Annotated in this window: 21 protein-coding genes and 1 pseudogene; 17 read left to right on the top strand and 5 right to left on the bottom strand. The window is 71.6% G+C overall.

Annotated features, from left to right (window positions below):
- Positions 1–135: 135 nt before the first annotated feature.
- Positions 136–351, bottom strand: a pseudogene (locus tag AB0H93_RS24470) (PIN domain-containing protein); the annotation flags it as partial.
- Between the two features lie 150 nt (positions 352–501).
- Positions 502–1845, bottom strand: a complete 1344-nt coding sequence (gene gabT, locus AB0H93_RS24465) for a 4-aminobutyrate--2-oxoglutarate transaminase (RefSeq protein WP_358575418.1) — start codon at positions 1843–1845, stop codon at positions 502–504.
- A 227-nt stretch (positions 1846–2072) separates the two neighbouring features.
- Between gabT and AB0H93_RS24460 the strand changes: the two genes are divergently transcribed.
- The 7 genes from AB0H93_RS24460 (at position 2073) to AB0H93_RS24430 (ending at position 11999) form a co-directional block, all read left to right on the top strand.
- Complete coding sequence (locus tag AB0H93_RS24460; protein ID WP_358575417.1) at positions 2073–3533, top strand: PucR family transcriptional regulator; 1461 nt, start codon at positions 2073–2075, stop codon at positions 3531–3533.
- Positions 3534–3546: 13 nt separating this feature from the next.
- Positions 3547–4959 carry a PucR family transcriptional regulator ligand-binding domain-containing protein gene (locus AB0H93_RS24455; RefSeq protein WP_358575416.1) on the top strand — a complete coding sequence of 471 codons (1413 nt, stop codon included), beginning with the start codon at positions 3547–3549 and terminating at the stop codon, positions 4957–4959.
- Between the two features lie 261 nt (positions 4960–5220).
- The gene (locus tag AB0H93_RS24450) at positions 5221–6675 is read left to right on the top strand and encodes a cytosine permease (protein ID WP_358575415.1); all 1455 of its coding nucleotides are present in this window, start codon (positions 5221–5223) and stop codon (positions 6673–6675) included.
- Positions 6676–6705: 30 nt separating this feature from the next.
- Positions 6706–7998, top strand: a complete 1293-nt coding sequence (locus AB0H93_RS24445) for an NAD(P)/FAD-dependent oxidoreductase (protein WP_358575414.1) — start codon at positions 6706–6708, stop codon at positions 7996–7998.
- Between the two features lie 62 nt (positions 7999–8060).
- Positions 8061–9002, top strand: coding sequence for an agmatinase (gene speB, locus AB0H93_RS24440; protein ID WP_358575412.1), 942 nt, complete (start codon positions 8061–8063; stop codon positions 9000–9002).
- Entirely contained in the window at positions 9002–10426 is a 1425-nt protein-coding gene (locus AB0H93_RS24435; protein WP_358575411.1) for an aminobutyraldehyde dehydrogenase, read from the top strand. The genes speB and AB0H93_RS24435 overlap by 1 nt, the downstream gene beginning before the upstream one ends.
- Before the next feature lie 139 nt (positions 10427–10565).
- Positions 10566–11999: an aldehyde dehydrogenase family protein gene (locus AB0H93_RS24430; RefSeq protein WP_358575410.1), complete on the top strand. Its 1434-nt coding sequence runs from the start codon at positions 10566–10568 to the stop codon at positions 11997–11999.
- Positions 12000–12137: 138 nt separating this feature from the next.
- Here the strand turns inward: AB0H93_RS24430 and AB0H93_RS24425 are convergent, their stop codons facing one another.
- Both AB0H93_RS24425 and AB0H93_RS24420 read right to left on the bottom strand, forming a co-directional pair.
- On the bottom strand, positions 12138–12422 hold the full coding sequence (locus tag AB0H93_RS24425) for a DUF2631 domain-containing protein (protein WP_132494179.1): 285 nt from the start codon (positions 12420–12422) through the stop codon (positions 12138–12140).
- A gap of 202 nt (positions 12423–12624) precedes the next feature.
- Positions 12625–12894 carry a GlsB/YeaQ/YmgE family stress response membrane protein gene (locus AB0H93_RS24420; RefSeq protein ID WP_358575409.1) on the bottom strand — a complete coding sequence of 90 codons (270 nt, stop codon included), beginning with the start codon at positions 12892–12894 and terminating at the stop codon, positions 12625–12627.
- Positions 12895–13016: 122 nt separating this feature from the next.
- On the opposite strand from AB0H93_RS24420, the gene dxr reads away from it, so the two are divergent.
- From dxr to AB0H93_RS24370, 10 genes are all read left to right on the top strand, one after another.
- Positions 13017–14258 (top strand): 1-deoxy-D-xylulose-5-phosphate reductoisomerase, encoded by a 1242-nt coding sequence (gene dxr, locus AB0H93_RS24415; protein WP_358575408.1) that lies wholly within the window; start codon positions 13017–13019, stop codon positions 14256–14258.
- Positions 14259–15542, top strand: a complete 1284-nt coding sequence (locus tag AB0H93_RS24410) for a site-2 protease family protein (protein ID WP_358575407.1) — start codon at positions 14259–14261, stop codon at positions 15540–15542.
- Positions 15543–15879: 337 nt separating this feature from the next.
- A complete protein-coding gene (gene ispG / locus AB0H93_RS24405) occupies positions 15880–17034 on the top strand; it encodes a flavodoxin-dependent (E)-4-hydroxy-3-methylbut-2-enyl-diphosphate synthase (RefSeq protein ID WP_358575406.1) in 1155 nt (384 codons plus the stop codon).
- A 197-nt stretch (positions 17035–17231) separates the two neighbouring features.
- Entirely contained in the window at positions 17232–18068 is an 837-nt protein-coding gene (locus AB0H93_RS24400) for a GNAT family N-acetyltransferase (protein WP_358575452.1), read from the top strand.
- Between the two features lie 175 nt (positions 18069–18243).
- The gene (locus tag AB0H93_RS24395) at positions 18244–20031 is read left to right on the top strand and encodes a penicillin-binding transpeptidase domain-containing protein (protein WP_358575405.1); all 1788 of its coding nucleotides are present in this window, start codon (positions 18244–18246) and stop codon (positions 20029–20031) included.
- Positions 20032–20087: 56 nt separating this feature from the next.
- Positions 20088–20360 carry a type II toxin-antitoxin system prevent-host-death family antitoxin gene (locus AB0H93_RS24390; RefSeq protein ID WP_358575404.1) on the top strand — a complete coding sequence of 91 codons (273 nt, stop codon included), beginning with the start codon at positions 20088–20090 and terminating at the stop codon, positions 20358–20360.
- A complete protein-coding gene (locus AB0H93_RS24385) occupies positions 20357–20752 on the top strand; it encodes a type II toxin-antitoxin system VapC family toxin (RefSeq protein WP_132494124.1) in 396 nt (131 codons plus the stop codon). Before AB0H93_RS24390 ends, AB0H93_RS24385 begins: the two co-directional genes overlap by 4 nt.
- 140 nt (positions 20753–20892) lie before the next feature.
- The gene (gene map / locus AB0H93_RS24380) at positions 20893–21750 is read left to right on the top strand and encodes a type I methionyl aminopeptidase (RefSeq protein ID WP_358575403.1); all 858 of its coding nucleotides are present in this window, start codon (positions 20893–20895) and stop codon (positions 21748–21750) included.
- A 528-nt stretch (positions 21751–22278) separates the two neighbouring features.
- Entirely contained in the window at positions 22279–23799 is a 1521-nt protein-coding gene (locus tag AB0H93_RS24375) for a cobyric acid synthase (RefSeq protein WP_358575402.1), read from the top strand.
- 39 nt (positions 23800–23838) lie between these two features.
- The gene (locus tag AB0H93_RS24370; protein WP_132494121.1) at positions 23839–24081 is read left to right on the top strand and encodes a type II toxin-antitoxin system prevent-host-death family antitoxin; all 243 of its coding nucleotides are present in this window, start codon (positions 23839–23841) and stop codon (positions 24079–24081) included.
- Here AB0H93_RS24370 and AB0H93_RS24365 read toward each other — a convergent pair.
- The gene (locus AB0H93_RS24365) at positions 24057–24761 is read right to left on the bottom strand and encodes a FadR/GntR family transcriptional regulator (RefSeq protein ID WP_358575400.1); all 705 of its coding nucleotides are present in this window, start codon (positions 24759–24761) and stop codon (positions 24057–24059) included. The two genes, AB0H93_RS24370 and AB0H93_RS24365, sit on opposite strands and share 25 nt — an antisense overlap.
- Positions 24762–24783: the final 22 nt, after the last annotated feature.

The following is a 24783-nucleotide window of genomic DNA, read 5'->3' as shown; positions in this document are numbered from 1 at the left end:
CCGGAGCGGAAGCTCCGACCCGTGCCCGGCCGGTGCGCGCCGCCCAGCCCCCCGAACGGCGCGCACCGGTCCGGTCCAAGACCCCGTGGCGTCAGCGCAGAAGCCGGATCGAACACGAACATCGATGTACCGCCAAGCCTTGTCCGCTGTCATGACGGGCGCGTCCAAGCGGAGCGCCACCGCAAGGCAGGCCCGGTCGCCCGGCGACAACCCGAAGGACCGGGTGTGCGGCCACAACTCGCCCGCGCACAGGGCGTCGTCGGCGGTGAAGGGCTCCACCAGCACCCCGAGCGTGCGGAGGCGATCGCAGGTGCGCCGGGCGTCCGCGCCGTGCTGGGTGAGCTTCTGCATGGATGACTGGTAGGCGTGCGGCAAGACTGAAGTATTCGGCCTGTGACACGAATCCAGGTCATCGGTCACTTCGATCAGCGGCTGTCACACGCGTGAGTGGATGTTCGGGCCGCGGTCGCGAGCGTCGGCGGACGACCGCGGCCCGTGGTGTCAGCGGGTGTGTTCGCGGATGGCGTTCTCCAGGACCGTCAGGCCTTCTTCGAGGAGGGCCTCGTCGATGACCAGCGGCGGGAGGAGGCGGATCACGTTGCCGTAGGTGCCGCAGGTGAGGATCACCACGCCCTGGGCGTGGCAGGCCTTGGCGATCCGCGAGGTCACCTCGGGGTCCGGTTCCGCGGTGCCCGGCTTGACGAACTCGATGCCGATCATGGCGCCCCGGCCCCGCACGTCGAGGATCGCGTCGGTGGTCTCGGCGAGCGCGCGCAGGCGGGGGAACACCAGGTCGCCGATCTCGCGCGCTGCGGTGGCCAGGTCGCGTTCGCGCATCGCGCGGATCGCGCCGAGCGCGGCCGCGCACGCCACCGGGTTGCCGCCGTAGGTGCCGCCCAGGCTGCTCGGCGGCATCGCGTCCATCAGCTCCGCACGACCCGTGACCGCGGCCAGCGGCAGCCCGCCTGCCATGCCCTTCGCCGTGGTGATCAGGTCGGGCACCACGTTCTCGTGGTCGCAGGCGAACCAGGCGCCGGTCCGGCAGAAGCCGGTCTGGATCTCGTCGGCGATGAACAGCACGCCGTTGTCGGTGCACCACCGCGAGATCGCGGGCAGGAATCCCGCCGCGGGCTCGATGAATCCGCCCTCGCCCTGGATCGGCTCGATCAGCACCGCCGCCACCGAGTCGGCGCCGAGCTGCTTCTCGATGCGGTCGATCGCCTCCCGGGCCACCTGCTCGCCGGTGCGCGGATCGCGCGCCGGGTAGGACATCGGCACCCGGTAGATCTCCGGCGCGAACGGGCCGAACCCGTGCTTGTACGGCACCGACTTCGCGGTCAGCGCCATGGTCAGGTTGGTGCGGCCGTGGTAGGCGTGGTCGAACACCACGATCGCCTGCCGCCCGGTGGCCCGGCGCGCGATCTTGACGGCGTTCTCCACCGCTTCCGCGCCCGAGTTGAACAGGGCGCTGCGCTTGTCGTGGTCGCCGGGGGTGAGCGCGGCGAGTTCCTCGCAGACCTGCAGGTAGTTCTCGTACGGCGTGACCATGAAGCAGGTGTGCGTGAACTCGCCGACCTGGCGGCGCACGGGCTCGACGACCTCCGGCGCCGCGTTGCCGACGTTCGTGACCGCGATGCCCGAACCCAGGTCGATCAGCGAGTTGCCGTCGACGTCGTGCAGCACGCCGCCGGCCGCCTCGGCGATGAAGACCGGCAGCACGCTGGACACGCCGGTCGACACCGCCGCCGCGCGCCGCCGCTGGAGTTCGCGGGAGTTCGGGCCGGGGATCTCGGTGCGCAGCACGCGCGCCTGGGGCAGTGCCGCCTGGGCCGGGGAAACCGTCACGGTGGTGACCTCCTAGAACAGTCTTGAAAGTGGCCTGCGCAGCGGTGCGGGTAGCGGAACCCCGCGGCGGTGCAAGCTGCGTCCCACCGCAAGCGGCCTTCGCCGCTTGGAAGGGGCTCTGGTCGTGTTGTCCTGCGAACAGGTTCGCCCCGCCACCCGCAACCGAACAGTGGACGATCTGGTTAACTCGGGTTTCGGGATTCGACACACTGTCAGGAGGTTCTCCGGTGCCGTTGACGGTGCGCGACCTGGTCGCCGACGCCGCGCTGGGGCTCGTCGCGCGGGCCGGTCAACGCTCCCTCGATCGCCCGATCGCGTGGGTGCACACCAGCGAACTGGCCGATCCGGCGCCGTTCCTGGAGGGTGGCGAGCTGCTGCTGACCACCGGCCTCGCGCTGCGCGCCGAGGACTGCGCGGGGCTGGTCGAGCGGCTCACCGCCGTCGGGGTCGCGGGCCTGGGGTTCGGCGTCGGGCTGAGCCACCGGCAGATCCCGGCCGAGCTCGTGACGGCGGCGGAACGAGCCGGGCTGCCGCTGCTCGAAGTGCCCCGGCCGACCCCGTTCATCGCGATCAGCAAGGCGGTTTCGCGCGCCGTCGCGGCGGACGAGTACGCGAGCCTGCGGCGCACCAGCCGCGCCCAGCACGAACTCGCGCAGGCGGCCGGCACCACCAACGGCGTGGCCGCGCTGGTCCGGAAGCTCGCGCTGCTGCTGGATTCGTGGGTGCTGCTGCTCGACGCGGGCGGCCGGCTCCTGCACAGCGCACCGGCGACGGCCGGTTCGCGGCTGCCGGACCTGGAGCCGGAGGTGGCGAAGGTGCGGGCGAAGCGGGGCCTGGCCGCGGCCGGGTTCTCGCTCGGCGACCAGGAGGTGAGCATGCAGGCGCTCGGCGGCCGGGCGCGCGGGTTCCTGGTGGTGGGTCGCGGCGAGCCGTTCGCCACCACCGACCACCACGTGATCAACTCGGCCGCCTCGCTGCTGACCCTGGCGCTGGAGCAGGTCGAGGCGCTCACTTCCGCCCGGCGCCGGCTGCGCGCGGACTTCCTGGCGTTGATGCTGCGCGGCGAACAGGTGCAGGACGTGCTCGCCGACCTGCACGCCGAGTTGCCGCCCGAGCCGTTCCGGGTGGTGGTGCTGGCCGGTGCCCGCGATCGCGACGAGCTGCTGTCCCGACTCGCGGCGGATCCGCCGAGCGCCCCGGCCTACCTGGCCGAGCACGGCGACATGGTGGTCGGGCTCGTCGGCGACGGTGCGCTCGACTGGCTCACCAGGCAGGTCGGCGTCGCCATCGGGGTGTCCGAGCCGTGCGAGCTGGCCGGACTCGCCGAAGGGCTGCGGCAGGCGCAGCAGGCGGCGCGGGCGGCGAAGCGCAGCGGCACCGTGGTGCACTTCGCCGACCTCGCCGGATACGGCCTGCTGAACCTGGTTCCCGGCGCCGACGCGCAGGCGTTCGCCGAGGCCGTTCTCGCCCCGCTGCGCGGGCAGGGCGTGCTCTTGGAGTCGCTGCAGACGTGGTTGGCGCACCATGGGCAGTGGGATCCGGCGGCGAACCGGCTGGGCGTGCACCGGCACACCCTGCGCAACCGGGTGCGGAAGGTGGAGGAGTTGCTCGGGCGCAGCCTCGACCAGCCCGGCGTGCGCGCGGAGCTGTGGCTGGCGCTGCAGGTCCTGGACCGGCCCGGCGAGTGACGGAGGTGGCGCGGTGCTCGTCGAAGATCTGCTGAACCGTCCGGAACTGGCCCTGCAGGTGCGGGTGCGCGGCCGGGTGGACCGGCCGATCCGCTGGGTGCACACCATCGAGATCAAGGCCCCCGGCCGGTTCCTGCGCGGCGGCGAGGTCGTGCTCACCGCCGGGGTGTGGCGCACCGCCGGGACCACGCCGGAGGCCTTCATCGCAGACCTGGTCGCCGCCGACGTCGCGGCGGTCGGATACGGCCTGGTGCCACCGGAAACCCAGGTCCCCGAGGCGTTCGTCGACGCGGCGCGCGAGCACGGCCTGACCTGCTTCGTGGTGCCCGTGGAGGTCGCGTTCCTGCAGATCGTCGAGGCCTTCGTGAACACCAAGCGCGCCGAGTGGGAGCGCCCGCTGCGCCGCCACCTGGCGCAGCACGACGCGATCGTCGCGGCGCTGCGGCTGCGGCGCGGCGTCGAGACGGTGCTGGACACGCTGGCCAAGCAGCTGGGCGAAGCCGTGGCGGTGCGGGTCGCCGGAGGCGTGGTGGCGGGCACCGCGCCGCAGCCGAACCACCCGTTGCCGCTGGTGGGCGAGGGCCTGGCCGAGGCCGAGCTGCTGCTGCCGCGGCCGCTGGCGGATCTCGACGTGGAGCAGCACGCGGCGGTGGTGCAGGCGATGCCGTTCATCGCGCTGGAGATCGAACGCACTCGCGCGGTGCGGGCGACGGAACTGCGCTACGCGTGGGAACTCTTCGAATGGGTCCACAGTGGAACGGTCGGGATCGACACCGTGCGCACCCGGCTGCACGCGCTCGGGCTGCAGCCGGACGGGCCGCTAGCCGCCGTCGTGGTGCGCACGTCGAGCCCCGGCGCGGATTCCGCGCGGCTGGGCGATCTGCTGGGCACGGACGGGGTCGCGGCGCAGCGCGGCGGCGACGTCGTCGCATTCGCCCAGGTCCGCGACACCGTGGCGGAGCTCGCGCGGCGCATCACCGATGCGCTGGCCAGCGGTGTCGTCCACGTCGGCGTCGGCAAGCCGGGCAGCGCGTCCGAGCTGCGCGTGAGCCTGTTGCAGGCGGCGCACGCCGCCGAGGCGGTGTCGTCGCGGGCGGAGCGCGGGTGGATGACGCACGAGCAGCTCAGCAGCCCGGCGCTGCTGCTCTCCGCGCAGGACCCGGAGCTTCTGGCGGCCACTTCCCGGGCGCTGCTCGGGCCGGTGCTCGACCACGACGAGCGGCGGGGCAGCGACCTGGTGCCGTCGCTGGCGGTGTTCCTCGACGCGGGCGGCCGCTGGCAGGAGGCGGCCCAGCGCCTCCACGTGCACATCAACACCCTGCGGCACCGGATGACCCGGGTCGAAGAGCTCACCGGCCGAAGCCTCTCCAGCACGGCGGACCGCGTCGACCTCTTCCTCGCGCTCCGCGCCCTCCATCAGGCCTGACATGCCTCGTGAGCGCCGGCTCCGGTTCTTGCCGGAGCCGGCGCTCACGAGTCCGCTCGTGGTTTCGCCGCGCGCTGCGGCTCCCGTTCTGCGGCGAAGTCGCCCGAGCACCGGACGATCGTCGACCGCGCGTTGTGCGAACGTCCAACGGTGGTTGTGGACTTCGGACGATCGGTGACTACCTCCGGCCGGTGACCCGGCCCACTCTTGGTCGGTGCCGCGCGGCTCAACGCTCCAGCCATCCGCCAAGGAGGTCAACGGATGACCCCAGATCCGCCACCGGCCGCGCGCGTCGACATCGAGACGCACGGCGTCGACACCATCCCCGAGGCCGATCGCACCGGCCGCCCCCGCGATGTCGCCGGCATCCTGCTCGGCTCCAACATGTGCCTCGGCGTGGTCATCTTCGGCTGGTTGCCCGCCTCGTTCGGGCTGTCGTTCTGGCCGGCCGTCACCTCGATGATCGCCGGGACGCTGCTCGGCACGCTGCTGGTCGCGCCGCTGGCGCTGGTGTCGCTGAAGACCGGCACGAACCTGTCCACCAGCAGCGGCGGCACCTTCGGCGTGCGGGGCCGGCTGATCGGCTCGGTGATCGGCCTGCTGCTCTCGCTCGGCTACGCCGCGCTGACGGTGTGGACCGGCGGGGCCGCGGTGGTGGGCCCGCTGCACCGGCTGTTCGGGCTGCCCGATGACGGGGTCAGCCACAGCGTCACGTACGCGGCGCTGGCGGTGCTCTCGGTGCTCGTGGCGATCTTCGGCTACCAGCTGATGACCCGGATGAGCAAGTGGGTCGCGGTCGGCACCGTGGTGCTGATGGCGGCCGGCCTGTTCGCCTACGGCGACCAGTTCCGGACCGGGCCGGTCACCGACGCCGGCTACCTGCTCGGGGACTTCTGGACGACGTGGGCACTGTCCACAGTGGCCGCCGGGCTGAGCGGGCCGATGGCGTTCATCACGCTGCTCGGCGACTACAGCCGCTACGTCTCGCCGAAGCGCTACTCGTCCCGGAAGGTGTTCGCCGCGACCTGCGCCGGCATGCTCCTCGGGCTGCTGATCCCGCAGCTGTTCGGCACCTTCACCGCGTTCGCGGCCCGCGCCGCGGACGACTACGTCGGGCCGCTGGTGGCCGCCGCGCCGCTGTGGTTCCTGCTGCCGCTGCTGCTCAACGGCGTGTTCGGCACGATCGGCAACGCCGGGGTGCTGATCTACAGCATGGGGCTCGACCTGGACGCGATCGTGCCGCCGCTGTCGCGCGTCAAGGCCACCATCCTCACCTCGGTGCTGTCGACGGTGCTGGTGTTCCTCGGCTACTTCGTCTGGGACGCCCAGGACGCGGTCACCGCGTTCGTGCTGCTGCTGACCGCTATCGGCACGCCGTGGGCCGTGATCACGCTGATCGGCTTCGCGCGCTGCCGCGGCCTCTACGACCCGGACGCGCTGCAGGTCTACAACCGCCGGGCGCGGGGCGGCATCTACTGGTACACCGGCGGCTGGAACATCCGGGCGGCGGCCGCTTGGCTGACCGGTTCGGCGGTCGGCCTGCTGTCCGTGGACACCGCCCTGTTCAAGGGGCCGCTGCTGGAGCTCACCGGCGGCATCGACCTGAGCTTCCTGCTGGCCGCCGCGGCCACGGCCGCCACCTACCTGCTGCTGTGCATCGGCAGTCCGCAGCCGATGCCGCGGCAACCCGACGTTCGAGTCGCAGCGAGCGTCTGAATCCCGTTACGAATCAAGGAAGTGCGAGCAATGGATCGTTACGACGTCGTCGTCATCGGCGCGGGTTTCGCCGGCCTGACCGCGGCCCGCGAGCTGCGGGAAGCGGGCAAGGACGTGCTGGTCCTGGAGGCCCGCGACCGGATCGGCGGCTCCACCTGGTACCAGCCGGAGGGCTTCGACGGCTTCGGGCTGGAGATGGGCGGCACCTGGATCGTCCCGCAGCAGACGCACGTGTGGGGCGAGGTGCAGCGTTACGACGTCCCGATCAAGGACAGCGAGCTGCCCGGCCGGATGACCTGGTCCGACCACGGCAAGGTGCTGGACGCGCTGCTGCCCGTGCCGCCGCAGGAGTACGAGCAGCTGGAGCACGCGGTGCGGGCGCTGATCGAGGCCGCCTCCCGGTTCGACCCGCTGCGCCCGCTGTCCGAACAGGACGTCGCCGACCTCGACGTGCCGATCCGCGAGTGGGCCGAGAACGTCGGGCTGACCGGCAACGCCAAGGAACTGATGATGTCCTGGTTCTGCGGCTGCGCGAACGCCAGCGAGGACACCGGTTCGGCGCTGGACATCCTCCGCTGGTGCTCCTCGATGGACAACTCGCTGTGGGGCATGGTGCAGGCCAGCGTGCTGGGCTTCACCTTCGTCAACGGCACCGCCTCGCTGGCGCGGGCGATCCAGGCCGACGGCGGCGCCGAACTGCGGCTGTCCAGCCCGGTGCGCAAGGTCGAGGCCGACGACGACGGCGTGACGGTCACCTACGACGGCGGCGCGGCGCGCGCCGACCGGGTGCTGATGACCACGCCGGTCGGGATCTGGCAGGACATCGAGTTCAGCCCGGCGCTGCCCGCCGACAAGCTCGCCATCTCGCGGGAGAACCACGCCGGGCAGGGCCAGAAGGTCTGGGCGCTGGCCCGCAACGTCCCCGAGGACATCAGCGGTTTCGGCTGGGGCACCAGCTTCGACTACGTCGGCGCGATGGAGACCACCGAGCGCGGCGTGGTGCTGGTGTGCTTCGCCCCGGAGCACGACCGCGTCGACGCCGGCGACCTCGCCGACGTGCAGCGCGCGGTCCGCGAGTTCGCGCCGGACGCCGAGGTCGTCGACGCCCGCTCGCACGACTGGGTGCACGACGAGTTCTCCAAGGGCACCTGGGCGACGTTCGCCGCCGGGCAGTTCGCGAAGTACGAGCTGTGCGTGGGGCGTCCGGAGGGCCGGGTGCACTTCGGCGGCTCGCACACCGCCCGCCGCTGGCGCGCGTTCATCGACGGCGCGATCGAATCCGGCAAGCGCTCCGCGGCGGAGATCCTGGCGGCCGAGAAGTGAGGTCGTGAGTGCGTGAACGGGCTCTGGCCCGCTTGCGCGCTCACGAAAAAGTGGAGGAATGCATGAACAACCCGATCGGTCCGGTGGACGCCACCAAGGTGCCGCGCTACGGCGGTGACACCACCTTCGCCCGGCTGCCCCGGCTGACCGACGTGCCCGACGCCGACGTGCTGATCTGGGGCGTGCCGTTCGACACCGGCGTCAGCTACCGGCCCGGCGCGCGCTTCGGCCCCAACCACGTCCGGCAGAGCTCGCGACTGCTGCGGCCGTACAACCCGGCCAACGGCGTCGAACCGTTCGCGGTGCGGCAGGTGGCCGACGCCGGGGACATCGGCGTGAACCCGTTCGACATCGGCGAGGCCATCGACACCATCGAGGCCGGTGCGCGGGAGCTGTCCGGGACGCGGCGCACCCTGCTCACCATCGGCGGCGACCACACCATCGCGCTGCCGCTGCTGCGCGTGCAGCACGAGCGGCACGGACCGATCGCGGTGCTGCACTTCGACGCGCACCTCGACACCTGGGACACCTACTTCGGCGCGCCCTACACGCACGGCACCCCGTTCCGGCGCGCCGCCGAGGAGGGCCTGATCGACTTCGAGCACTCGATGCACGTGGGCCTGCGCGGCCCGCTGTACTCGAAGCTCGACCTCGACGAGAGCGAGCGGATGGGCTTCGCGGCGCTGCACAGCCGCGAGTTCGCCCGGACGCCGCTGGACACCATCATCGACCGGATCCGCACCCGGCTCGGCTCGCGCCCGGTGTACCTGTCCATCGACATCGACGTGCTGGACCCGGCCTTCGCGCCGGGCACCGGAACCCCCGAAGCCGGCGGGCTGTCCAGCCGCGAGCTGCTCGAAGTGGTGCGCGGCCTGGCCGGCCTGAACGTCGTCGGCGCGGACGTGGTGGAGGTCGCCCCGGCCTACGACCACGCCGAGATCACCGGCATCGCCGCCGCTCACGTGCTGTACGACCTGCTGTGCATCCTGCCGGGAGGACGCTGATGCGCCAGATCCGCAACATCATCGACGGCCGGCCGGTCGACGCGGCCGACCGCCGGACCACCGACCTGGTCGATCCCTGCAGCGGCAAGGTGTTCGGCACCGCGCCGCTCTCGTCCGCCGCGGACGTCGAGTCTGCGTACGCCGCGGCGCAGCGGGCCTTCGAGGACTGGCGGACCACCACGCCCGCAGACCGGCAGCGGCTGCTCCTGCGGCTGGCCGACGAAATGGAGCGGCGGACCGAGGATTTCGTCGCTGCGGAGGTGGAGAACACCGGCAAGCCGGTCGCCGCAACGCGCACCGAAGAGGTGGGCGCCGCCATCGACCAGATCCGGTTCTTCGCCGGGGCGGCCCGCGTCCTGGAGGGCACCGCGGCCGCGGAGTACACCCCGGGCCACACCTCCTACGTGCGGCGCGAACCGGTCGGCGTGATCGGCCAGGTCGCGCCCTGGAACTACCCGTTGCTGATGGCGGTGTGGAAGATCGCCCCGGCGATCGCCGCGGGCAACACCGTCGTGCTCAAGCCCTCCGACACGACGCCGGCGACCGCCGCGCTGCTCGGCGAGGTGGCCGCCGGGATCCTGCCGCCGGGCGTGCTCAACGTCGTGTGCGGCGACCGGGAAACCGGCCGCGCCGTTGTGGCGAACCCGGCGTCGGCGATGGTGTCGATCACGGGGTCCACCCGGGCGGGCCGGGAGGTGGCGGCAGCGGCGGCCGAGGACGTCAAGCGCGTGCACCTGGAGCTGGGCGGCAAGGCCCCGGCCCTGGTGTTCGCCGACGCCGACCTCGCCGCGGCCGCCGCGGGCATCGCCGCCGCAGGCACGTTCAACGCCGGGCAGGACTGCACCGCGGCGACCCGGGTACTGGTGGCCGAGTCGGTCGCCGAGGAGTTCACCCGGCTGCTGGTCGAGGAGGTCGCGGCGCTGCGCTGCGGCCCACCGTCCGATGTGGACGCAGTCGTCGGCCCGCTGAACAACGCCGCGCAGCTGGCGCGGGTGCAGGACATCATCGGCCGGCTGCCCGCGCACGCGCAGGTGCTCACCGGCGGGCAGCGCATCGGCGACGAGGGGTGCTTCTTCGCGCCGACGGTGCTCGGCGGCGTCCGGCAGGACGACGAGGTCGTGCAGGAGGAGATCTTCGGGCCGGTGCTCACGGTGCAGACCTTCCGCGACGAGCCGGAGGCGCTGAGCATGGCCAACGGCGTGAACTACGCGCTCGCGTCGAGCGTGTGGACGCGCGACCACGGGCGAGCGCAGCGGCTCGTGGCGAGCCTGGACTTCGGGTGCGTGTGGGTGAACACCCACATGGTGCTGGTCGCGGAGATGCCGCACGGCGGCTTCAAGCACTCGGGCTACGGCAAGGACCTCTCCCGCTACGGCTTCGAGGACTACACCCGCATCAAGCACGTCATGCACAACCACGCCTGACCAGCGACGCGGCACCGGCACCACCCCGAGGTGCCGGTTCGGCCAGGTCGGGGTCCGGGGGTGGCCAGATTGGCACTCCCGGCCCCCGGCAGCGGGCTCGTAGCGTCACGGCGAGGACGAAAACGACAGGAGGCAGCCGATGGCATCGGTCACCGGGAACTGGATCGCAGGCGAGCTGGTCACCAGCGACGAGACCTTCGAGGTGCGGCACCCCTACGACGGTTCGGCGGTCGCCACCGCGTGCTACGCCACCGACGCCGACGTGGAGCGCGCCGTCGCGGCCGCGCACGCGGTCCGCCGCGAGTTCGCGACGCTGCCCGCGCACGCCCGCGCGGCGGCGCTGGACCACGTGAGCCGCCGCCTCACCGAGCGGGCCGAGGAGATCGCGCAGCTGATCACCGCCGAGAACGGCAAGCCGATCACCTGGGCGCGCGCCGAGGTCGCCCGCGCCGCCTCCACCTTCCGCTGGGGCGCGGAGGAGGCCCGCCGCTTCTCCGGCGAGCTGCAGCGGCTGGACACCGACGCGGGCGCGACGGGCCGGATGGCCCTGATCCGCCGGGTCCCGCGCGGGCCGGTGCTGGGCATCTCGCCGTTCAACTTCCCGCTCAACCTGGTGGCGCACAAGGTCGCCCCGGCGATCGCCGCCGGCACCCCGATCGTGCTCAAGCCCGCGCCGAAGACCCCGCTGTCCGCGCTGCTGCTCGGCGAGATCCTGGCCGAGACCGAGCTGCCCGCCGGGACCTGGTCGGTGGTGACGACCACCAACGAGAAGGCCGCCGAGCTCGTCGCCGACCCGCGGCTGCCGGTGGTGTCCTTCACCGGCTCCGGGCCGGTCGGCTGGGGCATCCGCGACTCGGCGCCGCGCAAGCACGTCACCCTCGAACTCGGCGGCAACGCCGCGGTGATCGTCGACTCGGACTGGTCGGACCTCGACTACGCCGCCGACCGGATCGCCACCTTCGCGATGTACCAGGGCGGCCAGTCGTGCATCTCGGTGCAGCGCGTCTACGTGCACCGCGACAGCTACGACGACCTGACCGCCCGCGTGGTCAAGGCGGTCGAGGCGCAGGGCACCGGAGACCCGAAGGACCCGGCCACCAAGGTCGGGCCGCTGATCGACGTGGCGGCCGCGGAGCGGGTGGAGCAGTGGGTCGGCGAAGCCGTCGCGGCGGGCGCCCGGGTGCTCACCGGCGGCACCCGCGAGGGCGCGACGTACGCGCCGACGGTGCTGGCCGACGCGCCGGAGGACGCGAAGGTCTCGTGCGAGGAGATCTTCGGCCCAGTGCTGGTCATCTCGCCGGTCGACTCGGTGGACGAGGCGTTCGAGAAGGTCAACGCCTCCCGCTACGGCCTGCAGGCCGGCGTGTTCACCCGCGACCTGCAGCTGGCCTTCCGCGCCTCGTCCGAGCTGGAGGTCGGCGGCGTGGTCATCGGCGACGTGCCGAGCTTCCGCGCCGACCAGATGCCCTACGGCGGGGTGAAGGAGTCCGGCGTCGGCCGCGAAGGCGTCCGAGCGGCGATGACGGACCTCACCGAAGAGCACGTCACGGTCCTCACCGGCATCAACCCGTGAACCGGCGGCCGTGAGCGGTGGCCGCAGTTTCAATTGAAACTGCGGTCGACCACCCACTGCCGTTCGGAAGGCCCACGGTCGAACGCACGAAAAACGCCGCCCCGGTGACCGGGGCGGCGTTTTCGGTGCTTCGGTGCGTCAGCGGCGCCAGGCGGTCCGCTTCCGGCGCAGGTCGATCAGCAGGCCGATGACCAGGATCGCCGCGATCACGACCAGGTAGCCGTCTTCGGTCTTGAAGTGCCCGCCACCGCTGATGATGCCGCCGTGGTTGCCGATCAGCATGGCCAGGCACGCGATGACCGAGAACCAGCCCATGAACTGGGTGCCCTTCGGGAAACCGCCGTGCCAGCCCCACTCGACCGACGGTTCCTCGGCCGGGTCGATGGCCTGGCTGGGCTTCTTCTCCAGCTCGGTGCTCGCCACGTTCCCCTCCTGTGCCACGCCGGCCGCGCGGGCCGGAAGACAGTGCTCGGTGCGCGGATCACCGACCGGCGATCCACATTGCCCTCATCCTCGCACACGCCCTCCGCGACCGAACGCGCGCCCACCCGGCACGAGCAGCGAAAAGGGGTGTCGCGGAAAGAGATTTCCGCAACACCCCGAAAAGCGTCCGCTCGCGCCGGCGCTACCGCTGCACCGCCCTGCGGCCGACGATCACCCGGTAGACGCCCAGCACGATGACCGAGCCGGCGATCGCCAGGAGCCAGGTGCTCAGCGACCAGAACCGGTCGATGCCGACGCCGAAGATCCAGTTGCCGATCAGCCCGCCGATGAACGCGCCGACCACGCCCAACAGCATCGTGACCAGGATTCCGCCCGGGTCCTTGCCCGGCATGATCGCCTTCGCGATGGCGCCCACGATCAGGCCGAGAACGATCCATCCGATGATGCCCATGGTTGTTCTCCTCACGTCCTGCGCCGCACCCTGCCGGGCCGACCACCTGATCGTGGGCCCCGAAAGTGATTTGCGCACCGCGAGCGACGGGGGCTCACCTTCTTCGGGGACAATGGCCGGTGATGCACGCCGACACCCCGAATCAGAGCGCACCCAGCGAACCGGGTCCCCGCACCGTCCTGGTGCTCGGCTCGACCGGTTCCATCGGAACCCAGGCCCTGGACGTGATCCGGCACAACCCCGACCGGTTCCGGGTCGCCGGGCTGGCCGCGGGCGGCAGCGACCCGCAGGCGCTGGCGGCGCAGGCGCTGGAGTTCGACGTCCCGGCCGTCGCCGTCGCCAAGGGCACCGCGGTCGAGGACGTCCAGCTCGCCCTCTACGCCGAGGCCCAGCGGCGCGGCTACGCGGCCGGGGAGTTCCGGCTGCCGCGGCTGCTGGCCGGGCCGGACGCGGTCACCGACCTCATCGAATCCACCCCCGCCGACGTGGTGCTCAACGGCGTCGACGGCTCGCGCGGCCTCAAGCCGACGCTGGCCGCGCTGGCCACCGGCGCGACGCTGGCCCTGGCCAACAAGGAGTCGCTGATCGCCGGCGGCCCGCTGGTGCTCAACAGCGCCGCGCCCGGCCAGATCGTGCCGGTGGACTCCGAGCACTCGGCGCTGGCGCAGTGCCTGTTCGGCGGGCGCGCCGACGAGGTGGAGCGACTGGTGCTGACGGCCTCCGGCGGGCCGTTCCGCGGCCGCAAGCGCGACGAGCTCGTCGACGTCACCGTGGAGCAGGCGCTGGCCCACCCGACCTGGTCGATGGGCAGCGTGGTCACGATCAACTCCGCCACGCTGGTGAACAAGGGCCTGGAGCTGATCGAGGCGCACCTGCTGTTCGGCATCGGCTTCGACCGCATCGACGTCGTCGTGCACCCGCAGTCGATCGTGCACTCGATGGTCACCTTCGTGGACGGTTCCACGATCGCGCAGGCCAGCCCGCCGAACATGCGGATCCCGATCGCGCTGAGCCTGGACTGGCCGCGCCGGGTGCCCGGCGCCGCCCCGGCGCTGACCTTCGAGAAGGCCCAGGAGTGGACCTTCGAGCCGGTCGACGACGAGGCGTTCCCGGCCGTCGAGCTGGCCCGCGCGGCGGGCTCCGGCGGCGGCTGCCTGCCCGCGATCTACAACGCGGCGAACGAGGAGGCGCTGGCGGCGTTCGTCGAAGGCCGCCTCGGGTTCACCGCGATCGTGCAAACTGTGGGTGACGTGCTCGCCGGCGCCGACCAGTGGCGCAGCGATCCGGCGGGCTTGGACGAGGTCTTCGCAGCCGAGGACTGGGCACGGACTCGGGCTCGCGAGCTCGTCGGGAAGGCGGAGTAGATGCTGGTCGTCGTTGGCATCCTGATCTTCTTCCTCGGGCTGCTGTTCTCCATCGCGTGGCACGAGCTGGGGCACCTGACGGCCGCGAAGCTGTTCGGGATCAAGGTCACCCAGTACATGGTCGGCTTCGGCCGCACCGTCTGGTCCCGCAAGAAGGGCGACACCGAGTACGGCCTGAAGCTCATCCCGTTCGGCGGCTACATCCGGATGATCGGCATGTTCCCGCCCAAGAAGGACGAGAAGTACGGCCGCACCACGTCGTCCGCGCCGTGGCGGGCGATGATCGAGGACGCCCGCCAGATGTCCGCCGAGGAGATCACCCCGGAGGACGCGCACAAGCAGTTCTACCAGCGCAGCCCGTGGAAGCGGGTCGTGGTGATGATGGCCGGGCCGTTCATGAACCTCATCCTGGCGGTCGGCATCTTCACGGCGATCCTGATGGGCCACGGCATCGCGACCCCGACGACCACGGTCGCCGACGTCAGCGCGTGCGTGCTGCCCGCCACCGCGCCGAACACCGAGGTCTGCCCGACCGACGCCCCGCCGTCGCCCGCCGCGGCCGCGGGATTCCGGGCCGGCGACCGGATCCTGGAGTTCAACGGCAAGCCCTACGCCTCGTGGGACGAGCTGCAGCTGGCGATCCGCGCGTCCAGCGGCTCGGTGCCGGTGATCATCGAGCGCGACGGGCAGCGGATCCCGCTGCAGGCCGACCTGATGCAGACCGACCGGCCGAAGCTGAACTCGACCAGCGAGTACGAGAAGGTCGGCTTCCTGGGCCTGACCCCGACATCGGTGCTGGTCAAGCAGGACATCGGCGGCGTGGCGAGCACCATCGGCGGCTTCGTGAGCCTCACCGCGCAGAAGGTCGTCGAGCTGCCGCAGCGGGTGCCCGACCTGGTCGCCGCGATCTTCGGCGGCGAACGGCACCAGGACTCGCCGGTGGGCATCGTCGGCGCGAGCCGGCTCGGCGGCGAGGTGCTGGCCTCGGAGAAGGTCGGCGTCGACGACCGGATCATCATGATGTTCAACCTGCTCGCGGGCGTGAACCTGTCGCTGTTCGTGTTCAACATGCTGCCGATCCTGCCGCTGGACGGCGGTCACGCCGTCGGCGCGATCTGGGAGGGCATCCGCCGCAAGTTCGCCAAGCTGGTGCGCCGGCCCGACCCGGGGCCGTTCGACACGGCGCGGCTGATGCCGCTGGCGTACGCGGTGAGCCTGATCTTCATCGCGTACTCGCTGCTGGTCCTGGTCGCCGACGTGGTGAACCCGGTGAAGCTGTTCTGATCGGTCTTGGCGCACAACCGGCGCTCGGCACGCGTGGCGGGCGCCGGTTCCGCGCGACACCGGCGGCGATTTCACCCGCGTGGCCGAGCGCCTGCGGGGAAGCGGAACCCTCGTCGGCGCGGCCGAACGGGTTTCGGCGCGCGCCGCGTCCGTTACCTGGATCGAGTGGTGACGGACACGCGACGCTCGCTCGAACGAGACATGAACCGGCGCTGATGATCACCGAACGTGACTCGGGTGACCATGACGACGTCCGGCCGGATGAAATGCCGCCGGTATCGTGGAGCGCGGGCGGTGCAAGCCGTCCGAAAACACCAGAAGAGGTGGAGAGGAATCGATGACCGTCGATCTGGGCATGCCCGCGGCCCCGGCTCCGGTGCTCGCGGAACGGCGCAAGACCCGGCAGTTGCAGGTCGGACCGGTCGGAGTGGGCAGTGAATCGCCCATCTCCGTGCAGAGCATGACCACGACCGTCACCGCGGACGTCAACGCCACGCTGCAGCAGATCGCCGAGCTGACCGCCGCGGGCTGCGACATCGTCCGGGTGGCCTGCCCCAGCGCGGACGACGCGGAGGCGCTGCCCGCCATCGCGAAGAAGTCGCAGATCCCGGTCATCGCCGACATCCACTTCCAGCCGAAGTACGTGTTCGCGGCGATCGAGGCCGGTTGCGCCGCGGTGCGCGTCAACCCGGGCAACATCAAGAAGTTCGACGACAAGGTCAAGGAGATCGCGCAGGCCGCCAGGGACCACGGCACGCCGATCCGGATCGGCGTCAACGCCGGTTCGCTGGACCCGCGGCTGATGCAGAAGTACGGCAAGGCGACCCCGGAGGCGCTGGCCGAGTCGGCGCTGTGGGAGGCGGGCCTGTTCGCCGAGCACGACTTCCACGACCTGAAGATCTCGGTGAAGCACAACGACCCGGTCGTGATGGTGCGCGCCTACGAGATCCTCGCCGAGCAGTGCGACTACCCGCTGCACCTCGGCGTCACCGAGGCGGGCCCGGCGTTCCAGGGCACGATCAAGTCCGCGGTCGCCTTCGGCGCGCTGCTGCGGCAGGGCATCGGCGACACCATCCGCGTGTCGCTGTCGGCGCCGCCGGTCGAGGAGATCAAGGTCGGCACCCAGATCCTGCAGTCGCTGAACCTGCGGCCGCGGAAGCTGGAGATCGTGTCGTGCCCGTCGTGCGGCCGGGCGCAGGTCGACGTGTACAAGCTGGCCGAGGAGGTCACAGCCGGGCTCGAGGGCATGGAGGTGCCGCTGCGGGTCGCCGTGATGGGCTGCGTGGTCAACGGGCCGGGCGAGGCCCGGGAGGCCGACCTCGGGGTGGCCTCGGGCAATGGCAAGGGCCAGATCTTCGTCAAGGGCGAGGTGATCAAGACGGTGCCGGAGCACCAGATCGTCGAGACCCTGATCGAGGAGGCCATGCGCATCGCCGAGGACATGGAGCCCGCCGACGACGCGGCCGGGGCGCCGGTCGTCACCGTCAGCTGATCTAGTGCGACCGGCCGTCCCCGGTTCAGGGGGGGCGGCCGGTTTCGCTTTTCCGGACTTCTGCGCGCCGCGTCGGCGGTGAATCCGCCGCGATCCGTCGACCGGGCTACTCCGAATGGGTGAGTGCCGGTTCGGGGCGGTGTGGTGCACACCGGCCGGTGGGGCTCTTCACCCCGGGTTTCTGGCAGTCTTGGCAGGTGCTCAAGCTCGCCGGTGCACGGCTGTTGGAGGAACGCGACGCGGTGCTGGTCCGTTCCGTGCTGGATTCCGCCCCCGTCGCGGCCTGCATGGTGGCCGCGCGCGTCGAGGAGGCAGGCATCCACCCGTTGCGCCTCGGCGGCGAGCTCTGGGGCTACGGCGGCAAGCTCACCGGGATGTGCTTCTCCGGCGCGAACCTGATCCCGCTGCGCGGCGGACCGGCCGCGATGCGCGCCTTCGCCGACCGCGCGCTGCGCCGGCGCCGCGTCTGCTCGTCGCTGGTCGGCCCGGCCGAGCAGGTGCTCGCGCTCTGGAGCGAGGTCGCGGCGCAGTGGGGCCCGGCGCGCGAGGTGCGCGCCGATCAGCCGCTCATGGCGCTGTCCGAGCCGCCCCGGGTGGCCCCGGACCCGCTGGTGCGCCCGGTCCGGCCGGACGAGCTGGACCGCTACCTGCCCGCGGCGATCGCGATGTTCACCGAGGAAGTCGGGGTGGATCCGTCCAGCGACGGCGGCGCGGCGAGCTACCGGGCGCGGGTCGCCGACCTGATCGCCGGTGGCCGGGCGTTCGCCCGCTTCGAGGGCGGCGAAGTGGTGTTCAAGGCCGAGATCGGCGCGCTGTCCCGCACGGTCGGGCAGATCCAGGGCGTCTGGGTGCACCCGGACCGGCGCAGCACCGGGCTGGGCACGGCGGGAACGGCTGCGGTCGCGGACCGGCTGGTGCGCGGCCTGGGCCGCACGGCGAGCCTGTACGTCAACGGCTACAACACCGCGGCCCGGGTGGCGTACCAGAAGGTCGGTTTCCGCCAGGTCGGCTCCTTCGGCACGGTCCTCCTCTGAGTGTCCACTGTGGATGGTTATCGGCGGTTTCAATTGAAACTGCAGACCACCCGCGGGTGCCGAACCCCCGGTTCAACTGAACCCGTGGTCTCCCGTGCGGCGTGCGTTGACCGAACGGGCAACGGGCCGAAAAAGGGGTGTGGACGTTTCGGGGCATTTCGGCATACTCGCGGACATGGTTTCCTCGCGGATCTTGGCCGGCGCGGCGGCACTCCTGCTGCTGCCGCTGGCCGCTTGCAGTACCGGGCCGTCTGAAGAGGACGTCGCCGCCTCCTTCGTGAACGCGGTGGCGGCGGGTGACGCGGTCGGTGCGGCGAACCAGACCGACGCCCCCGACCAGGCCAAGCAGGCGCTCGAAACGGCCCGGCGGAACCTGGCGCCGACGGCCGCGCACGCGACGGTCCGCGAGGTGACCGAGGACGCGCAGGGAACGCCGACGGCCCGGTTCGACATGTCCTGGGACTTCGGCGCGGGCAAGGTCTGGAACTACTCGAACGAGCTCAAGCTCGTCGAGCAGGAGCAGGGCTGGAAGGTCCGCTGGGCGCCCGCGGTGCTCCACCAGCAGCTGGCGGCCGGGCAGACCCTCGCCTACCGAGAGCAGCGCCCGGACCCGGCGCCGGTGCTGGACCGCGACGGCAAGCAGCTCATGGGGCCGGAGCAGCTGGTCACGGTGAGCCTGAGCGCGCAGGAGGCCGGGGACGTGCCCGGCGTCGCGGCCTCGCTGGCGAACGCGCTGAAGACCATCGAACCCGCGATCACCCAGCAGTCCATCCTGGACGGCGTGGCGAAGACGCCGCAGGGTCAGCCCTACGCGGTGGTCACGCTCCGGCAGGGCGACTACGAGCAGGTCAAGTCCCGGATCTACGACCTGCCGGGCGTGCGCTTCCCGGCCCAGACGCGGCTGGTCACCACCGAGCGCGGGTACGGCACGCAGGTGCTCGCGGGCGTGGCGCGCGTCGTCGACCAGCAGGTCCAGGCGAACGCCGGGTGGCGCGTCGTGACGCTCGACGCGGCCGGTCAGGAGGCCGCGGAGCTGCACGGCGTCGCGGAGCGACCGGTCGCGCCGACCAACGTGACCCTCGGCGACCGCGCGCAGCGGGCCGCCGAGCAGGCGGTGGACCCGGTTCCGCAGACCGCGATGCTGGTGGCCATGCAGCCGTCCACCGGCGAAGTGCTCGCCGTGGCGCAGAACGCGCCCGCCGACGCGCAGGGCCCGGTCGCGCTGTCCGGCCAGTACCCGCCGGGTTCGACGTTCAAGACGGTGACCGCGACCGCCGCGCTGGGATCCGGGAAGGCGGGCATCGACACCCCGGTGGAATGCCCGGCGGAGAAGGTGTTCGACGGTCGGCCGCTGCCGAACGACAAGAAGTTCGACCTCGGCGTGGTGCCGCTGCGGACGGCCTTCGCGCACTCCTGCAACACGTCGTTCGCGCAGCTCGCGGTCGACATGCCCGGGGAGGCCCTGACCGACGCCGCGCGCCAGCTCGGCCTCGGCGTGGACTTCGAGATGGCCGGCGCGACCACCATCACCGGCAAGGTGCCGCCGGGCGGCAGCACGGTGCAGCGCGCGGAGAACGGCATCGGGCAGGGCACGGTGCTGTCCAGCCCGTTCGGCATGGCGCTGGTGACCTCGTCGATCGCCGAGGGGCGGATGCCGGTGCCGACGCTGGTCCGGGGCGCGCAGACCAAGGCGGACGCCACCCCGCAGCCGCCCGCGCCGCAGACCCTCGACCAGCTCCGCGCGATGATGCGCGAGGTGGTCACCGCCGGGACGGCGACCGCGCTGAACGGCTCCGGCGACGTCCGGGGCAAGACCGGGACCGCGCAGTTCGGCGACGGCACCCACTCGCACGGCTGGTTCGTCGGCTACCGCGGCGACCTGGCCTTCGCGGTGCTGGTGACGGACGCGGGCTCGTCGGGGCCGGCCGTCGAGGCGGCGAAGCGCTTCCTGGCAGGCACCTGATCGCGTCACGTGATCGGGTGATCACCTAGGGTCAGCGTGGTGCTACGTTGTAGCTCATGGAGCGGATCGGCGTCCGCGAGCTGCGGCAGCACGCCAGTCGATACCTGAAGCGGGTCGCCGCCGGGGAATCGATCCTGGTGACCGATCGGGGTCGCACCGTCGCCGTGCTCAGTCCGCCCACGCGTGACCAGGCCCTGTACGACGAACTCGTCGCCGCCGGGGAGCTCGTGCCCGGCGAAGGCGGTGAGCTCCCCGAACCGTTGCCGGCAGCACCGACCCCGAACGTCTCCGACCGGCTGCTGCGCAGGCGTGAACAGGAGCGGTTTTGATCTACTTCGATTCCTCCGCGCTGATCAAGCTGATCGCCCCCGAGCCGGAGAGCAAGGCGCTGAGCCAGTGGGTCCGCGAGCGCTGGGAGCAGCCCCGCGTCACCAGCGCGTTGTCGAAGGTGGACGTGTTGCGCACGTTCCGCGAGGTCGGTCCGGCCGCCGAGGACCTGGCGTCGATCATCGTGTCCAAGATCGACCAGCTGCCGGTGAAGCAGGACGTGCTGGACGTGGCCACCGAGCTGCGCTGCAACGTCGGCCCGGTGGACGCCATCCACCTGGCCTCCGCCTACAAGATCAAGGACGGCTTGCACGCCTACGTCTCCTACGACCCGGGGCTGCTGGCGGCGGCCGCCGAGGCGGGCCTGACCACGGCCTCCCCGGGCGCGAGCTGACGCCGATCCGCCGCAATTTCCATTGAAATCGAACCTTCGATTTCAATGGAAATTGCGGCCCGACGGCGAGGGGGCCGGGCGTGGAGCGCTCGTGACCGCCACCCGGAGTTCGGGCGGGCATCGCGGTTACAGTGGTGGGCATGCCGGTTCGAGCTCCGTTGAAGCCAGGCGTGCAGACGCCGCGTCGCCCAGTCCCTGCGCACATCGAGCGCCCCGAGTACGTCGACAAGCCGGCTCCCCAGCGCAGCACCGACCCGTACGTGCAGCCGCCCGAGGTCATCGAGGCGATGCGGGTGGCGGGCAAGCTCGCCGCGCAGGCCCTGGTCGAGGCCGGCAAGGCGGTGCAGCCGGGCGCGACCACCGACCAGGTCGACGCGGTGGTGCACGAGTTCTTCTGCGACCACGGCGTCTACCCGTCGACGCTGGGCTACCGGGGCTTCCCGAAGTCCTCCTGCACTTCGCTGAACGAGGTGATCTGCCACGGGATCCCGGACTCGACGGTGATCGAGGACGGCGACATCGTCAACGTCGACGTCACCGGCTTCATCGGCGGCGTCCACGGCGACACCAACGCGACGTTCCTGGCCGGCGAGGTCTCGGAGGAGGTGCGCCTGCTGGTGGAGCGCACCCACGAGGCGCTGATGCGCGGCATCAAGGCGGCCAAGCCGGGGCGGCAGCTCAACGTGATCGGCCGGGTCATCGAGTCCTACGCCAAGCGGTTCGACTACGGCGTGGTCCGCGACTTCACCGGGCACGGCATCGGCCGCGCGTTCCACAGTGGACTGGTGATCCTGCACTACGACGAGCCGTCGGTGCAGACCGTCCTGGAGCCGGGCATGACCTTCACCATCGAGCCGATGATCACCCTCGGCACCCACGAGTACGACATGTGGAGCGATGGCTGGACGGTGACGACGAAGGACAAGAGCTGGACGGCCCAGTTCGAGCACACCATCCTGATCACCGAAGACGGCAACGAAATCCTGACCCTGCCCTGATCTGGGGTTCCAGGCTCGTTCTGCGTAGCGGTGCGGGTGGCGGAACCTCAGAAGCCTTCTCGACTCCGGGATCCCCGACTTGCGTATGACCAATACGCGGCGTCGGGGCTGTCCTCGCGAGAAGGCTTCTGAGAACCCGCGGCGGTGCGGGTTGCGAGGGTGGGCTAAGCGGCTGCGCCGCTTGCGGCGGCTATGGGTCGTGAGATTCGAGCGTCGCGCCGGCGGTTGTGCGTTCGCGGTGCGCACCTTGGGCTGTCCGCATCGGCTTTTGGTTTGGTCTGGGAGTGGCTTGGTCGGCGATTTCGCGCGAAATCGCCAGTTGCCCTGTCTGCGTTAGGTACCAGGCCTCGAAAACCGCTGTGTCCTGGGCGGAGCTTGGGTTTTTCAGTGGGCGGTCGTGAGTGGCTTTGGTTGTCATGGCGCCAAAAGCACTCACGGGACTCGCCTGGGAAGACGTTCGGTCTGCTGGTTTCGCCGGTGTTCGGTGGTGCCTTTGGGTGAGCTCGGGTGATGGGGTAGGAACTTCGTGTGAATGCGGTGCTGATCGCTGGGACCACCTCCGATGCCGGGAAGAGCGTGGTCACCGCCGGGATCTGTCGTTGGCTGGCGCGCGGCGGCGCTCGGGTTGCGCCCTTCAAGGCGCAGAACATGTCCAACAACTCCGTGGTCACGCCCGATGGCGGCGAGATCGGGCGGGCTCAGGCCGTGCAGGCCGCCGCGTGCGGCGTCGAGCCCTCGGTCCGGTTCAACCCCGTGCTGCTCAAGCCCGGCAGCGACCGCAGTTCGCAGGTCGTGGTGCTGGGGCGGGTCGCAGGCGAGGTGACCGCGATGTCCTACCGGGCCCGCAAGGCGGCCCTGCTGGACACCGTCGTGTCCACGCTGGAAGGGCTGCGCGCGGAGTACGACTACGTCGTGTGCGAGGGCGCCGGGTCGCCGGCCGAGATCAACTTGCGGGCCAACGACATCGCCAACATGGGGCTCGCGCAGGCCGCCGGGCTGCCGGTGCTGGTGGTCGGCGACATCGACCGCGGCGGCGTGTTCGCCCAGCTCTTCGGCACCCTCGCGCTGCTGGACGCGGCGGATCAGGCGTTGGTCGCCGGATTCCTGATCAACAAGTTCCGCGGCGACCCGGCGTTGCTGGAACCGGGCCTGGACCAGCTGCGCGCGCTGACCGGTCGCCCGGTGCACGGCGTGCTGCCGTGGGCCGAGGAGCTGTGGCTCGACGCTGAGGACTCACTGTCCTATGTGGCCGATGGGGTGATCGGGCGGCCGGCGCCGCCGAGGGGCGCGCAGTGGTTGCGGGTCGCGGTGCCGAGGCTGCCGCGGATCTCCAACGCCACCGACGTGGAGGCGCTGGCCGCGGAACCCGGCGTCGCGGTCCGGTTCGTCACCGAGCCGTCGCGGCTGGCCGACGCGGACCTTGTCGTGCTGCCCGGCTCGAAGTCGACGGTCGCGGACCTGGACTGGCTGCGGCGCAGCGGCCTGGCCGAGGCGATCCGCGCGCACGCCCGCGCCGGGCTGCCGGTCGCCGGCATCTGCGGCGGTTTCCAGATGCTGACGCGGCGCATCGTCGACGAGGTCGAGTCCGGTAGCGGTGCGGTCGACGGGCTGGGGCTGCTCGACTTGGAGATCGAGTTCGCGCCGCGCAAGACGCTGGCCCGGCCGCGCGGCCAGGCCTTCGGCGAGCCCGTCCAGGGCTACGAGATCCACCACGGCGTCGCGGTTCGTCGCGGCGACCTCGCGCCGCTGGTGAGCTTGCCCGACGGGCGGGTCGAGGGCGGTGTGGCCGAGTCCGTGCTCGGCACCCACTGGCACGGGCTGTTCGAGAACGACGCCTTCCGCCGGGCCTTCCTGCGCTGGGCCGCCCGGCACGCCGGACGGGACGGCTTCGAACCGGCCGATGGCACGGTCTTCGCCGAGGTCCGGGCCGGGCAGCTCGACCTGCTCGGCGACCTGGTGGAGAAGCACCTGGACACCGACGCCCTGCGCCGACTGCTCGACGACGGCGCGCCCGCCGGGCTCCCGGTGGTGCACCACAGTTTCAATTGAAACTGGGTCATCGGTTGTGATCCCGGTAACGTCGTAGCCATGGCCGAGTTTTCCGTTGATGAAGCCCGCGAGCGGCTGGTGGAGCTGCTCGACCGCGCCGAATCGGGGGAGGAGATCGTCATCACCCGGTTCGGTGCGCCGTCGGTGTGGCTGCAGCCCGCGCGCGGCGGATCGACCGGCGGTGGTTTCGCCGCCGGGGTGATCGCGGCGTCGTGGGTGGCCCCGGCCGCCGGTGACGCGTTCGACGTCGGAACCGACTACTGGCCGGACTCCTCTGCCTGACCAGGATCTGAACCCACCTGGCTGAGCAGTTCGTCGAGGAATCCGCCCGCCTCTTCGGCCGCCCGGCGCGGATCGCCGTCGCGCACCGCTTCCAGCAGCTCGGTGTGCGAGACGTGCTGCTCCGGTGGGATCTCGGGGTTGAAGGTGGTCGCCACGCTGGAGGCCACCGTCTCGCGGATCCCGTCGTAGAGCGAGATCAGCACCGGGTTGTGCGAGGCCGCGACCAGCAGCCGGTGGAACTCGGCGTCGGTGACGATGACGTCCGCGCTGTCCAGGCGCTGCACCGCCTCGTTCCGGCTGTCCAGGCAGGCCGTCAGCTCGCGCAGGTCCTCATCGGTGCGCGCCCCGGCGGCGAGCCGGGCGCCCTCCACCTCCAGCGCGCGCCGGACCTCCAGGACCTGGCGCAGCTCCGGGCCGCACAGCTTGCGCACCGCCCCGGAGATCTCGTTGGTGGCGCGCACGAACGTGCCGTCGCCCTGTCGCACTTCCAGCAGCCCGGCGTGCGAGAGCGCGCGCACCGCCTCGCGGACGGTGTTGCGGCCGACGCCGAGGGCGTTCACGAGCTCGGTCTCGGGCGGGATCTTCTCGCCCAGCGGCCATTCCCCGGACGCCACGAGCTCGCGCATCTGGGCGATGACCTGATCGACCAGCCCGGTCCGTTTGGCAGTGACCAAAGGCACTGACAGGTCCTTTCGTCCAAAC

The sequence above is a fragment of the Saccharopolyspora sp. NPDC050642 genome (assembly GCF_040654735.1).
In the GTDB taxonomy this organism is placed as follows: Bacteria; Actinomycetota; Actinomycetes; order Mycobacteriales; family Pseudonocardiaceae; genus Saccharopolyspora; species Saccharopolyspora elongata.
The sequence above is the reverse complement of the archived record's forward strand: the minus strand, read 5'-3'. Positions and strand labels throughout refer to the sequence as shown.

Coding starts and splice junctions, on each gene's coding strand:
- speB (WP_358575412.1), top strand. CDS start 8,061: ATGAACAACCCGATCGGTCCGGTGGACGCCACCAAGGTGCCGCGCTAC.
- AB0H93_RS24430 (WP_358575410.1), top strand. CDS start 10,566: ATGGCATCGGTCACCGGGAACTGGATCGCAGGCGAGCTGGTCACCAGC.
- AB0H93_RS24370 (WP_132494121.1), top strand. CDS start 23,839: ATGGCCGAGTTTTCCGTTGATGAAGCCCGCGAGCGGCTGGTGGAGCTG.
- dxr (WP_358575408.1), top strand. CDS start 13,017: ATGCACGCCGACACCCCGAATCAGAGCGCACCCAGCGAACCGGGTCCC.
- AB0H93_RS24450 (WP_358575415.1), top strand. CDS start 5,221: ATGACCCCAGATCCGCCACCGGCCGCGCGCGTCGACATCGAGACGCAC.
- AB0H93_RS24435 (WP_358575411.1), top strand. CDS start 9,002: ATGCGCCAGATCCGCAACATCATCGACGGCCGGCCGGTCGACGCGGCC.
- AB0H93_RS24420 (WP_358575409.1), bottom strand. CDS start 12,894: ATGGGCATCATCGGATGGATCGTTCTCGGCCTGATCGTGGGCGCCATC.
- map (WP_358575403.1), top strand. CDS start 20,893: ATGCCGGTTCGAGCTCCGTTGAAGCCAGGCGTGCAGACGCCGCGTCGC.
- AB0H93_RS24390 (WP_358575404.1), top strand. CDS start 20,088: ATGGAGCGGATCGGCGTCCGCGAGCTGCGGCAGCACGCCAGTCGATAC.
- AB0H93_RS24410 (WP_358575407.1), top strand. CDS start 14,259: ATGCTGGTCGTCGTTGGCATCCTGATCTTCTTCCTCGGGCTGCTGTTC.
- AB0H93_RS24445 (WP_358575414.1), top strand. CDS start 6,706: ATGGATCGTTACGACGTCGTCGTCATCGGCGCGGGTTTCGCCGGCCTG.
- AB0H93_RS24395 (WP_358575405.1), top strand. CDS start 18,244: ATGGTTTCCTCGCGGATCTTGGCCGGCGCGGCGGCACTCCTGCTGCTG.
- ispG (WP_358575406.1), top strand. CDS start 15,880: ATGACCGTCGATCTGGGCATGCCCGCGGCCCCGGCTCCGGTGCTCGCG.